The sequence below is a fragment of the Mesorhizobium sp. M7A.F.Ca.CA.004.12.1.1 genome, from assembly GCF_003997835.1.
Lineage (GTDB): Bacteria > Pseudomonadota > Alphaproteobacteria > Rhizobiales > Rhizobiaceae > Mesorhizobium.
In genome coordinates, this window is sequence record NZ_RZRK01000097.1 from 1 (window position 1) to 11,427 (window position 11,427).

13 protein-coding genes are annotated in these 11,427 nt (G+C 63.8%); 6 read left to right on the forward strand and 7 right to left on the reverse strand.

Features of this window, described 5'->3' with window-relative positions:
* The 4 genes from EN984_RS07610 to EN984_RS07625 form a co-directional block, all read right to left on the reverse strand.
* The coding region (locus EN984_RS07610) for a tripartite tricarboxylate transporter permease (RefSeq protein WP_206517413.1) at positions 1-566 on the reverse strand (566 nt) is incomplete at its 3' end.
* 10 nt (positions 567-576) lie between these two features.
* The gene (locus tag EN984_RS07615) at positions 577-1,050 is read right to left on the reverse strand and encodes a tripartite tricarboxylate transporter TctB family protein (protein WP_127271254.1); all 474 of its coding nucleotides are present in this window, start codon (positions 1,048-1,050) and stop codon (positions 577-579) included.
* Positions 1,051-1,125: 75 nt separating this feature from the next.
* Positions 1,126-2,103, reverse strand: a complete 978-nt coding sequence (locus tag EN984_RS07620; RefSeq protein ID WP_127271256.1) for a tripartite tricarboxylate transporter substrate-binding protein — start codon at positions 2,101-2,103, stop codon at positions 1,126-1,128.
* Between the two features lie 135 nt (positions 2,104-2,238).
* The gene (locus EN984_RS07625) at positions 2,239-2,694 is read right to left on the reverse strand and encodes a DUF2214 family protein (RefSeq protein ID WP_127271258.1); all 456 of its coding nucleotides are present in this window, start codon (positions 2,692-2,694) and stop codon (positions 2,239-2,241) included.
* Between the two features lie 202 nt (positions 2,695-2,896).
* On the opposite strand from EN984_RS07625, the gene EN984_RS07630 reads away from it, so the two are divergent.
* Complete coding sequence (locus EN984_RS07630) at positions 2,897-3,430, forward strand: GNAT family N-acetyltransferase (protein WP_127271811.1); 534 nt, start codon at positions 2,897-2,899, stop codon at positions 3,428-3,430.
* Between the two features lie 137 nt (positions 3,431-3,567).
* Here EN984_RS07630 and EN984_RS07635 read toward each other — a convergent pair whose 3' ends face one another.
* Entirely contained in the window at positions 3,568-4,554 is a 987-nt protein-coding gene (locus EN984_RS07635; RefSeq protein WP_245473134.1) for an IclR family transcriptional regulator, read from the reverse strand.
* On the opposite strand from EN984_RS07635, the gene EN984_RS07640 reads away from it, so the two are divergent.
* From EN984_RS07640 to EN984_RS07660, 5 genes are all read left to right on the forward strand, one after another.
* Complete coding sequence (locus EN984_RS07640) at positions 4,523-5,497, forward strand: tripartite tricarboxylate transporter substrate-binding protein (RefSeq protein WP_127269608.1); 975 nt, start codon at positions 4,523-4,525, stop codon at positions 5,495-5,497. The two genes, EN984_RS07635 and EN984_RS07640, sit on opposite strands and share 32 nt — an antisense overlap.
* A gap of 122 nt (positions 5,498-5,619) precedes the next feature.
* Positions 5,620-6,156 carry a tripartite tricarboxylate transporter TctB family protein gene (locus EN984_RS07645; RefSeq protein ID WP_027037688.1) on the forward strand — a complete coding sequence of 179 codons (537 nt, stop codon included), beginning with the start codon at positions 5,620-5,622 and terminating at the stop codon, positions 6,154-6,156.
* A 4-nt stretch (positions 6,157-6,160) separates the two neighbouring features.
* Complete coding sequence (locus tag EN984_RS07650; RefSeq protein WP_127269607.1) at positions 6,161-7,684, forward strand: tripartite tricarboxylate transporter permease; 1,524 nt, start codon at positions 6,161-6,163, stop codon at positions 7,682-7,684.
* 15 nt (positions 7,685-7,699) lie between these two features.
* A complete protein-coding gene (locus EN984_RS07655; protein ID WP_127383686.1) occupies positions 7,700-8,884 on the forward strand; it encodes a CoA transferase in 1,185 nt (394 codons plus the stop codon).
* The gene (locus tag EN984_RS07660; RefSeq protein WP_127270868.1) at positions 8,881-9,729 is read left to right on the forward strand and encodes a citryl-CoA lyase; all 849 of its coding nucleotides are present in this window, start codon (positions 8,881-8,883) and stop codon (positions 9,727-9,729) included. Before EN984_RS07655 ends, EN984_RS07660 begins: the two co-directional genes overlap by 4 nt.
* A 4-nt stretch (positions 9,730-9,733) precedes the next feature.
* On the opposite strand, the gene EN984_RS07665 is transcribed toward EN984_RS07660, so the two are convergent.
* Both EN984_RS07665 and EN984_RS07670 read right to left on the reverse strand, forming a co-directional pair.
* Positions 9,734-10,210, reverse strand: coding sequence for an NUDIX hydrolase (locus tag EN984_RS07665; RefSeq protein ID WP_127270867.1), 477 nt, complete (start codon positions 10,208-10,210; stop codon positions 9,734-9,736).
* Between the two features lie 127 nt (positions 10,211-10,337).
* Entirely contained in the window at positions 10,338-10,646 is a 309-nt protein-coding gene (locus EN984_RS07670; protein ID WP_127270866.1) for a hypothetical protein, read from the reverse strand.
* Positions 10,647-11,427: the final 781 nt, after the last annotated feature.

The following is an 11,427-nucleotide window of genomic DNA, read 5'->3' on the forward strand; positions in this document are numbered from 1 at the left end:
GTGTAGATGTCGGTGCCGACAATGCCGAGCAGAAGGCCGAGCACGACCATGGCCAGCGCCTTGACGATAGAGCCGTGGGCGAGTGCGACGGACGAAACCAAGCCGACGATCATCAGCGAAAAATACTCGGCCGCGCCGAATTTCAGCGCGATCGCCGTCAGCGGCGGGGCAAAGATGGCGACGAGGAACGTCGACACCGTGCCGGCAAAGAACGAGCCGATGGCCGCGATCGCGAGGGCCGCTCCGGCGCGGCCGTTCCTGGCCATCTGGTAGCCGTCGATCGCGGTGACGGCGGACGAGGATTCGCCCGGCATGTTGATGAGAATGGCGGTGGTCGAGCCGCCATATTGCGCACCGTAATAGATGCCGGCGAGCATGATGAGGGAGGAGACCGGATCGCCGATCTGGAAGGTGATGGGCAGAAGCATGGCGATGGTCGCGGTGGCGCCGATGCCGGGCAGGACGCCGATCAGCGTGCCGAGAAGGACGCCGATCAGGCAGAAACCGAGGTTGGTCAACGACGTCGCCGTCGAAAAGCCGAGCGCGAGGTTGTCGAGGAGATCCATGCTCATCGCCTCACGATGCCGACCCTGGGGCCAGCCACGGGCCGAAGCGGCGGAACGGCAGGCCGAGCGCGTAGCTGAAGACGAGGAAGGCAAACAACGTCAGACCGGCCGACAGCACGAGCGCGGTCAATGGCTTCATGCGGCGGCTGGCAAACGACGCGATCAGCGCCGTCAGGAAGATCGACGGGATGAATCCGAGGCCGCGCACTGTCAGGCCGAAGAAGATCGGAGCAGGCAGGATGAGCAGCATGCCGCGCCACGCAATGTGCCCGATCGCTTCGCCCTCGACGCGTACGGCCTGGACGAGAATGACCGCGCCAAGCAGGATCAGCACGATCGCCAGGACCAGCGGAAAATAGCCTGGCCCCATGCGCAAGGCGGTGCCGATTTCGAGACCGAGCGATTGCAGCGCGAACCATGCGCCGAAACCGATGAACAGGGCGGCGCACAGGCCGTTGGCCCTGTCGATCGCGAAAGGTTTCATGATGGTTCTCCAAGCCCGCACTGGGGTAGCGATGCCGAGCGGAATAGGGGCGCTGGTGGCGCCCCTATTCAAACCTCAGTCGGCGTACTGGCCGGCGGCTTCGATGATCGGCTTCCAGCGCGCGATCTCGCTTTCCAGCTTGGCCTTCAGTGCGGCGGGCGTGGCATCGGCCTCGAGCGACGGCTTGGTGCCGAGTTCGGCGAAGCGGGCGGCGACGTTCTGGTCCTTCAGCGCGACCTGCAGCGATTTCGACAGGCGTTCGGTGATCTCGGCCGGCGTGCCCTTGGGTGCATAGAGACCATGCCAGATGCCGACCTGCACATCGGGAAGGCCGCCTTCCACCGCCGTCGGCACGTCCTTCAGCACATCGAGGCGTTCCGGCGAGGTGACGGCATAGGCCTTGATGGTGCCGCCCTGGATCTGCTTGGTGGTGTTGGTCGTCTGGTCGCACATGATGTCGACCTGGCCGCCGAGGAGATCGGTCATGGCCGGGCCGGTGCCCTTGTAGGGCACGGTGACCAGCGGCGTCTTGATGGCGCTCATGAACAGCATGCCGCATAGATGCGAGGCCGCACCGATGCCGGCATTGGCGACGGTTATGGAATCCTTGTTGGCCTTGGCGTACTCCACCAGCCCCTTGAGGTCGGTGGGCTCCAGGTCCTTGCGGCCGACGATGGTCATCGGCACCTCGGTGACGAGGCCGACATATTCGAAGGCGTTCAGCGTGTCGTAGGCGAGCTTTCTGTACAGCGTCGCACTTGTCGCCATGCCGATATGATGGAGCAGCAGCGTATAACCGTCCGGCTCGGCGTTGGCGACGCGGCCGGCACCCAGCGTGCCGCCGGCGCCGCCGACATTTTCGACGATGACCTGCTGGCCGAGATCCTTCGACATCGCTTCGGCGACGAGGCGCGTGACCGTGTCGGTCGGGCCGCCGGCTGCAAACGGCACCACAACGGTGATGGTGCGTTCAGGATAGGTCTGCGCGCCGGCAGTGAACCCATAAAGCGCGACGGCCGCAGCAGCAGCCAGAGTGGTGACAAATCTTCTCATCGTGATCTCCTCCCAATACGTAAATCTCCAACCGCTGCGCGGGGTCCTCTCAACACCCTGCAGATGGAGCAACAACTAGCGCAAATTAACAGATTGCAACCGGACTCAAACGGCAAACTGCTGATGGGCGCCATCCTAATAGCCGTAGCCACGCGCCATCGCCGCGGCGAAGACCGGGATGAGCAGGAAGATGAAAGCTTCGGCGCGGATGTAGGTCTTCACGGACGCAAGCTCGGCCGCCGGCACCTGAAACGAGGCATTGCCGCTCGCCTGCCTGCTCCAGGATATGAAGCGGACGGTCGGGATGATCGACAGCAGGCCGACCACGACGAACGCCGCTATCTTGGCCCAGAACACCCAATTGTGGACGTAGAATTCCCAGCCCTTGAGGCCATAGAAGACGCGGCCGATGCCGACGACGATGATCAGCGTGGCAATGATGCCGTAATGGCGGTCGATGCCGGCGAGCCTCTTGAGCGTTGCAGCGCCCAGATCGCCGCGGATCAGGACGAATTCGGCGCCGATGATTCCCGCCAGCGAAAACACCAGCAGATGATGGAAGATCGCAAGCACAAGATCGGTGGTGTCCATGCTCTTTCCCTGGGGTTTGACGGCACCGCCCAGCGCCTGAAAAAAGGTCGCGCTGGCAGGTGTTGAATCAGCCTGCCGTGAAAAATAGCACCGTCGCGCAAAATTCCCATAGCGGTGGCTGGATGATGGGCCGTGTTGCCCTGGCCCCTTGCGCAGCACCGGCGATTTGCTAAGCGCTGACGATCCGTGCGAGGCAGATCCCATGAACAAACCACAAGCGACCAGCGCTCCTGTCATCGAAACGAAGCGAACCATCCTGCGGGCACACCGGCTGGACGATTTCGACACCTATGCCGCGATGTGGACGGATCCCGTCGTCACCCGCTTCATCGGCGGCAAACCGCGCACGCGCGAAGAAAGCTGGATGCGCTTCCTGCGTCACGCCGGCCTGTGGTCGCTGCTCGGCTATGGCTTCTGGGCGATCGAGGAGAAGGCGACCGGACGCTTCATCGGCGAGGCCGGGTTTCACGACCTGAAGCGCGACATGGAACCATCGATCGAAGGCATTCCCGAGGCCGGGTGGGCGCTGGTTCCGGCCGTGCACGGGGCGGGCTTCGCCACCGAGGTGGTTGGCCGCATCCTGGCGTGGAGCGAAGAGATTTTCGGGCGCGAGAAGACCGTCTGTATCATCGATCCGGAAAACGGCGCGTCGCTGAGGGTGGCTGCGAAGTGCGGTTACCGGGAAGTGGTGAAGACCACCTATCACGACACTCCGACCATCCTGCTGGCGCGGTGACCTGAGCCGCGGGCTGACAGCTGCCGGCGCCGGCATGATGGCGCCTGTCGCCAGCAATGATGACGAGGCGGGCCGCGCCAAGAACCGCTGTGGCCTGGTCAAATTGACTTGAGCGGGGCTTCCAACGAGGACGTGTTCTACGGCATGGCGTCCGCTGCCAGGCTTGCCCGCTCGAGCATGGAGGCGTCCTCGCCGAAGGCGCGGGTGGCGCGGGCCGCCGCCTCGAGCAGCGGACGCTTCATGCGCTGCAGAAATGCCGCGTCGACGCGCGTGCTGGGTCCAGCCAGGGTCAAGGCGCCGAGCAGGACGCCTCCCGGGCCGAACACCGGCGCCGACACGCCCCCCGTCTCAGGGTCCCGGTCGCCCACGGCGAGGCAGTTGCAGGTCTCGCGGATGGTCTCGTACGGTTCGCCCTGCTGGCCCGAAAACGCTGCGAGCACGCGGCCTCCCGAGCCGAGCAGCAAAGGCAATACGTCGCCTTCGCGTATCGTGTAGCGGATCGGGTGCTTGGATTCGACGCGGTAAAGACAGGTGCGGACATCGCCCGAGCGAACATAGAAGGCAACGCTCTCCCAGCTTCGCTCGGAAAGATCGCGCATGATCGGCAGCAGGATATCGACCGCCACGACCGAACGCTGGTAGAGCGCACCGAGCCGAAAGGTCGCGGGTCCGACGCGGTAGCGTCCATTGTCGAGGCGCTCGAGCAATCGTCCGCGCATGAGGGAATTCGCAAGCCGCAGGATGGTGCTCTTGTAGAGGCCGGTGCGCGCCGCGATTTCGGCCAGGCTGAGCGACCGGTCATCCGTGGTGAAGGCATCGAGGATGGCAATGGCCCGATCAAGCGCGGCAACACCGTCCGCCGAGGTGCGATCTATTTCCCCATCTGCCGATTTGCTTGGCGAGTCCATGGTGGTTCCAGTTTGAAGAAAGCCGAGCGACGCGACTCTGTCGCGCCGCCAAATCGTTCTGTCCAGTAGAATATCGTTTCCGTTGACAGAACTCCGTAACATCTGCTTGAAATCGATGACGGGTCTGGATGCAGGCGCGTTTTGGCGGGCACCGGAGGAGGTGTCGTGATTTGGAGGAATCCCCATGCTGAACAGACGCAGATTTTTGATGAGCACCGCAGCCGTGGGTGCCGGGCTGATGACGTCGCATCTTTCTCCCGCTTACGCCGAAGGCGCGCCCCAGATACAGCTCTTCGTGCCTGCCGCACCGGGTGGCGGCTGGGACCAGACGGCGCGCACGATCGACCAGGTGCTGCGCAGTGAAAAGCTGATCTCGGGTTCGCAGATCACCAATGTCGGCGGCGCCGGCGGCACTGTCGGGCTGCCGCAATTCATCAGCCAGTGGAACGGCAAAGGCAATTCCCTGATGGTTGCCGGCATGGTCATGGTCGGCGCCATCATTGCCAACAAGGCCGCGAACAATCTGACGCAAGTCACCCCGATCGCCCGCCTCACCGGCGAGTTCGAGGCCCTGGTCGTGCCGGCGGAGTCACCGTTCAAGACGGCCGCTGATTTCGTCGCCGCGCTCAAGGCCGATCCGACAAAGGTTCCCGTCGCCGGCGGCTCCGCCGGCGGCTCGGATCACATCTTGTTCGGCTTGATTGCCAAGACGGTCGGCGTGCCGGCGACAAACCTGTCCTACGTGCCGTTCGCCGGCGGCGGTGAGGCGTTGTCGGCGCTGCTCGGCAACCAGGTCGCGGCCGGCATCTCCGGCTTTGGCGAGTTCTCCGAGCAGGTCAAGGCGGGCGCGCTGCGGCTGCTCGCCATCTCGGCTGACAAGCGTCAGGACGGCATCGACGCACCGACGATGAAGGAAGCCGGCATCGATGTCGAACTGTTCAACTGGCGCGGCGTCTTCGCACCGCCCGGCGTTTCCGACGCCGACAAGGCGGCGATGGTCACAATGATCGAGACCATGGCCAAGAGCGATGCATGGGCAACCGAATGCAAAAACCGCAACTGGACGCCCATCCTTTTGACTGGCGACGACTACGCAAAATTCCTCACCGAGGACACGGCCCGCATCACCGCGATCCTCAAGGATCTCGGCCTCGCCTGATGTCTTCAGGGGGCGGTTAGAGTGCCGCCCCCTTCCCATCTCGCCTGCCGCATGGACATATGATGCGGCGAAACTGCGGATGCGGCCGGCTGGAGGATGCCGGCCATCTTGGGAGGATACCGATGAGCACCAGCGACCAGCAGGCGGCGCCGTGGCGCCTTGCCGTGCCGGAATTGTTGATAGGCATCGGGCTCCTGGCCTGCGCCGGCGCCGTCGCCTGGCAGACGCTGGCAATCCCGGTGTCGCCGCTCTACTCCAAGGTCGGCCCGACCGTCTTTCCCTACCTCACCATGTTCGGCCTGGTGGTTCTTTCGCTGTTGCTCATCCTTGCCGCGCTTCGCGGCGGCTGGCAGCCGGAGGAGGAAAAGGAGACGCCGACCGACTGGAAGGCGATGGGCTTCGTCGTCATCGGCCTGATCGCCAATCTGCTGCTCATCCGGCCGCTCGGCTTCACGGCGGCATCCGTCATCATGTTCGTTCTGGTCTGCTACGGCTTCGGCAGCAAGCGCACGCTGCGTGACGCAGTGCTCGGCCTGATCCTGGCGCTGGCCGCCTATTTCGGCTTCGCCAGGGCGCTTGGCGTCAACATCGGTGCCGGTTTCATCGAGAACCAGCTGAACACGGTCATCGATGCGTTCATCACCATGTTGAGGGGCTGACGCCATGGAAACGCTCGGACATCTCGCACATGGCTTCTCGGTTGCCTTCACCCCGGTCAACCTTCTGTGGTGCCTGCTTGGCACCACACTCGGTACCGCCATCGGCGTGCTGCCCGGTCTTGGGCCGGCGCTGACCATCGCGCTGCTTTTGCCGATCACCTATCAGGTGGCGCCGGAGGCATCCTTCATCCTGTTCGCCGGCATCTACTACGGCGCCATGTATGGTGGTTCGACGACGTCGATCCTGCTCAACACGCCCGGCGAAAGCGCCACCATCGTCACTGCGTTGGAAGGCAACAGGATGGCGCGTTCCGGGCGCGGCGGCGCGGCACTCGCCACTTCGGCGATAGGCTCGTTCGTCGCCGGCACGATCGGCACGATGGGCGTCGCTTTCCTGGCGCCGGTGGTGGTCAAGTTCGCATTGGCCTTTGGTCCGGCCGAATATTTCTCTTTGATGGTGCTGGCCTTCATCACCGTTTCGGCGGTGCTCGGCTCGTCTTCCGTACGCGGCCTGACCAGCCTGTTCGCCGGCTTCGTCATCGGCATGATCGGCGTCGACCTGCAGACCGGCCAGCCGCGCTTCACCTTCGGCACGAACGAACTGCTTGATGGCGTCGATGTCATCATTGCCGCGGTCGGCCTGTTTGCCGTCGGCGAGACGCTCTACATGGCCTCGCGCCGCTATGCCGGCAAGGACGAGATCGTGCCGCTGAAGGGCTCGCTCTACATGACGGCGGCCGAGTGGGGGCGTTCGTGGAAACCCTGGCTGCGCGGCGCTGCGATCGGCTTCCCGATCGGCGCCATGCCGGCCGGCGGCGCCGAAATCCCGACCTTCCTGTCCTATGCCATCGAAAAGAAGCTGTCGAAGCACAAGGAGGAGTTCGGCACCGTCGGCGCCATCGAAGGCGTTGCCGGCCCCGAGGCTGCCAACAATGCCTCCGCCGCCGGCGTGCTGGTGCCGATGCTGACGCTCGGCCTGCCGACTTCGGCGACGGCGGCGATCATGCTGTCGGCCTTCCAGAGCTACGGCATCAATCCCGGGCCGCTGCTTCTCACGACCCAGGGCGACCTCGTCTGGGGGCTGATCGCCAGCCTGTTCATCGCCAACGTCATCCTCGTCGTCCTCAACCTGCCGCTGATCGGGCTGTGGGTGCGGTTGCTGAAAATCCCGGCGCCGCAGCTTTATGCCGGCATCCTGGTGTTCGCCACGGTCGGCACCTATGGCATTTCGCAATCGCCCATCGACCTCGTCATCCTCTATCTCCTGGGGGCCGCCGGCTTCCTGATGCGGCGCTTCGATTTCCCGACCGCGCCCGTCATTATCGGCATGATCCTTGGACCGCTCGCCGAAACCCAGTTCCGCCGGGCGATGACCATCTCGAATGGCGACTGGTCGGTGTTTTACACCCACAAGCTGTCGCTGACGCTGCTGACGCTCGCCTTCATCGGCCTCGCCGGCCCGCATATCTGGGCCTTCATCGAGCATCGGCGTCGGCGCGGACCGGAGCATGTGCCCGGCGATGCCTGATCGATCCATGACGCCATGACAGAATTGCTTTCCGGTATCCGCGTCCTCGACCTGACCAACGTCCTGGCCGGTCCCTACTGCGCCTATCAGCTGGCGCTGCTCGGCGCCGATGTGATCAAGGTCGAGGCGCCGCAAGGCGGCGACCTAGCCCGCCAGCTCGGCGGCTCGCCAAAGCTGAACAGCGCCGGCATGGGCGCATCGTTCCTGGCGCAGAACGCCGGCAAACGGTCGGTGGTGCTCGACCTCAAGCAGCAAGCCGATCGCGAGCGCTTTTTCGATCTGGTGGCCAGCGCCGACGCCCTGGTGGAGAATTTCCGCCCGGGCGTGATGGATCGGCTGGGGCTTGGTTACGAGGCGCTGAAGACGGTCCGTCCAGGCCTCGTCTATTGCGCGATATCGGGTTTCGGCCAGACCGGGCCGATGCGCGACAATCCCGCCTATGGCCAGATCATCCAGGGCCTGTCGGGGATCATGAGTATCACCGGAACACCGGAAACGGCGCCGCTGCGGGTCGGCTATCCCGTGGCCGACACGCTTGGCGGACTGGTCGGCGCGTTCGCCATTACCTCGGCGCTGGTGCGGCAGAAGACGAGCGGCGAGGGTGCCTTTCTCGACGTCTCGATGCTCGAATGCACACTTTCCGCGCTTGGCTGGCCGGTTTCCAACTATCTGACCGTAGGCATCGACCCCAAGCCGATGGGCAATGAGAACATGACGGCGGCACCCTCCGGTACGTTTCGCACCGGCGACGGGCTCGTCAACATCGCCGCCAACAAGCAGGAGCAGTTCGTGGCGCTGTGCCGGCTGATCGGCCGGCCGGAACTGGCCTCCGATGTCCGCTTTGCCGAGCGCGAGACGCGCAAGCGCAACCGTGCGGCGCTTAAAGTCGAAATCGAGGACGCCCTGGCGGGCGCGCCGGCCGCGGCCTGGGAAGAGATGCTCAATCGCGCCGGCGTGCCTGCCGGCAGGGTGCTGACGATCCCGCAAGTGCTGGCCGAGCCGCAAGTGCTCGAACGCCGGGTGACCGCGAATTTTGATGATGTGGCCGGCATGGACAAGCCGCTGACCGTTCTGCGCGGCGGCTTCATGGTAGATGGCGAGGCGCCGTTGCCGACAAAGCCGCCGCCGGCGCTCGGCGAACATATGGGCGAGGTGTTCGCCGACCTGCCACCCCGCGCCAAGACAAAGGCAGGCGCATGAGCGACACGGAGAAGACGGGCCGTGAGCGCGGCGAGGAATGGTGGCAGACCGACATCATCGAGATGCGGCCTGGTGTCATCCGGCTGCGCGGCTACGAGATCCAGGATCTGATCGGCCGCGTCAGCTTCCCGGCTGTCATCTGGCTGATGCTGCGCGGCGAACTGCCCGGCGAGGACCAGGCAGAGTTGCTCGGCATTGCCTTGGGAGCCGCCGTCGACCACGGACCGCAGGCGCCATCGATCGCCATCGCGCGCATGGCCGCAACCTGCGGCGTCGGTATCAACAGCGCCATGGCCTCGGCCATCAACGTTCTCGGCGACGTGCACGGTGGCGCCGGCGAGCAGGCGCTTTCCTTCTATGGTGACATTGCCGTGGCAATCGATGCCGGGATGACGCTGAATGAAGCGGTCTCGACACGGCTCGACCGGTTCTTCGCCGAGGAGAAGGGCTATGTGCCGGGGCTCGGACATCGCTTCCATCCCGTCGACCCGCGCGCGCCGCGCTTGCTGGAACTGACCCGCGAATTTGCCGCACGCGGTGCCGTCAACGGACGTTTCGTCGATATTGCAGAAGCGATCGAGGCGGACGTCGCGCGACGCAAGAGGAAAAAAATACCGCTCAACATCGATGGCGCTACCGCCGTCATCTATGGCGAACTCGGTTTTCCGCCAGCGCTGACGCGAGGGCTTTTCGTGCTGTCGCGCTCGGTCGGCATCCTTGCGCATGCCTGGGAGCAGTCGCAGCAGGCCGAGCGAAACAAAGGGCCGCTGCCGCGCGAATGGCTGTGGACCTATACCGGCACGCCGGTGCGGCCGTTTCCCGAAAGCGATGAGCCCGGCGAGTGAGGCTTTACGCCTGGTCCACCTGCAAAGGCTGAGGAAGCTTCAGCGTCTTCACCAACGTTGAAAGATCAGGCTCGTCGATGAGCATGGCTGCGTCGGCTGGCGCCAGCCAGGCCCGCTGGCGTCGTTTGGCTTCCTGCCAGTCGGCCAGTTCCTCGCTCACCTCGAGCAGATAGACGATGACGTCGACGCGGACAAAGCGATTGGCCAGCCGCTTCCAGTAGGAATAGGTGCCCGCCGGCTGCTTCAGCGTCTTGCCGAGCACGCCGGCTTCCTCCTGTGCCTCGATGGTGGCCGCCTTGCGTCCGCTCTTGCCCTTCATCGGCCAGCCCTTGGGGACGATGAAGCGCCTGGTGGTACGCGACGTGACCAGCATGACCTCGATGTCGCCGCGCGCGGTCAGCCGAAAGGGAATAGCCGCCACCTGGCGGATCCTCTCGCCCTTTTTTGCCTTGCGTACGGCCTTTTTCTTGGTGGCTGCCATTCGTCAATCCAGTCGATGCAATGCCGCATAGCGCGACAAGGCATCGTTGCGAAACCAAAACTTTCGCATGTGCCGAAAGACACTCGAAATACCTAAGTCGGCTAAATAAATGAAAAACGCCTTGATGTCAGCGGCAATTGCTCACGGCGGTGGTGCCGATTATCTGGGTCTGGCAGCTTGGCTTGAGCTGCTGCACGACCGGGGGCGGCTGCTGAACGATCTGGCGGTCCTGGGCGCGGTACTGCTGCTGTTGCTGCTGATATTGCTGCCGTTGTATCCTGTTTTGCAGGATTTGCAGGTCGTTCTGCCGGATCAGCGCATTGTTGCCGGTAGCGGAATTGAGCGCTTGCGCGGAAGCCGGCAGGCAAACGCCCGCCAGCACTGCCGTGGCCAGCATTGCCACTGTGAAGATCGTTGATGGCCGAAGTGCCGACATTCGCTCATTCCCGCGCAAAAAACTCTGCCCACTGATATAGGACGTTTGCGCGGCGATGCCATGGCCAGCGGGTCGAGCATCACGAAATCGGGCAGTCCGATCGCTTTGTTCTGCGATTCCAGCAGTGAACCGCAGATAGTCGTCATATGACGACTATGAAACGTCAGCGGCTTTAGTCAGTGTCCGCACGTAAATTTTCGGTTTCATCCGGCATAAGTTAATGTATTCTAATTGAGTCAGAGCTCCGCAAGTGGGAATGCGGATGCTCTGTTTTAATGCATTGAACCTTATTGCGCAGTGCCGGCATCCTTATTGCAATTGCATGAGCATAGCGGTGGCGTCGCCTTAAGCAGGCATTGAGGCGCGCCCCCGTAAAACGGGGGGTAAGTGCATGGCTTTGTTTTCAAAGCGTGGTGGCTTTGCCATCAAACGCGCATTCGCGGTTCCGGGTTCCGGTATCGACGCTGCCAATGCCCATGTGGCAGAGGTATCCCAGCAAGCAGGGCTTGCCCGCCAAGCGCTGCCCGGCAGTTCGCCTTGTTCGCTTCGTGCGGCGCAAGCGTGGACTTTGTTCAAACTTGGACCGGTGGCACGTGCGCAAGAAGCGTCTGGCTCGGGTCGCCGTCGCCGGCCAGGTGTGATTGCCGGACGGTTGATGGTCCTCCTCGGCGCCACCGCGCTGGTGGGTTTTCCGCCGATACCGGCGGCGCATGCTCAGTTCGTCATAGACGAGAACGGCCCGGATGCTCCGGACAGGGGACCTGGTGGCTTTGACGCAGAT

What these genes read in the sequence shown, in the direction of transcription:
- EN984_RS07615 (WP_127271254.1), bottom strand. Translation starts at nt 1,050, where the DNA reads ATGAAACCTTTCGCGATCGACAGGGCCAACGGCCTGTGCGCCGCCCTG.
- EN984_RS07620 (WP_127271256.1), bottom strand. Translation starts at nt 2,103, where the DNA reads ATGAGAAGATTTGTCACCACTCTGGCTGCTGCTGCGGCCGTCGCGCTT.
- EN984_RS07625 (WP_127271258.1), bottom strand. Translation starts at nt 2,694, where the DNA reads ATGGACACCACCGATCTTGTGCTTGCGATCTTCCATCATCTGCTGGTG.
- EN984_RS07630 (WP_127271811.1), top strand. Translation starts at nt 2,897, where the DNA reads ATGAACAAACCACAAGCGACCAGCGCTCCTGTCATCGAAACGAAGCGA.
- EN984_RS07640 (WP_127269608.1), top strand. Translation starts at nt 4,523, where the DNA reads ATGCTGAACAGACGCAGATTTTTGATGAGCACCGCAGCCGTGGGTGCC.
- EN984_RS07645 (WP_027037688.1), top strand. Translation starts at nt 5,620, where the DNA reads ATGAGCACCAGCGACCAGCAGGCGGCGCCGTGGCGCCTTGCCGTGCCG.
- EN984_RS07650 (WP_127269607.1), top strand. Translation starts at nt 6,161, where the DNA reads ATGGAAACGCTCGGACATCTCGCACATGGCTTCTCGGTTGCCTTCACC.
- EN984_RS07655 (WP_127383686.1), top strand. Translation starts at nt 7,700, where the DNA reads ATGACAGAATTGCTTTCCGGTATCCGCGTCCTCGACCTGACCAACGTC.
- EN984_RS07660 (WP_127270868.1), top strand. Translation starts at nt 8,881, where the DNA reads ATGAGCGACACGGAGAAGACGGGCCGTGAGCGCGGCGAGGAATGGTGG.
- EN984_RS07665 (WP_127270867.1), bottom strand. Translation starts at nt 10,210, where the DNA reads ATGGCAGCCACCAAGAAAAAGGCCGTACGCAAGGCAAAAAAGGGCGAG.
- EN984_RS07670 (WP_127270866.1), bottom strand. Translation starts at nt 10,646, where the DNA reads ATGTCGGCACTTCGGCCATCAACGATCTTCACAGTGGCAATGCTGGCC.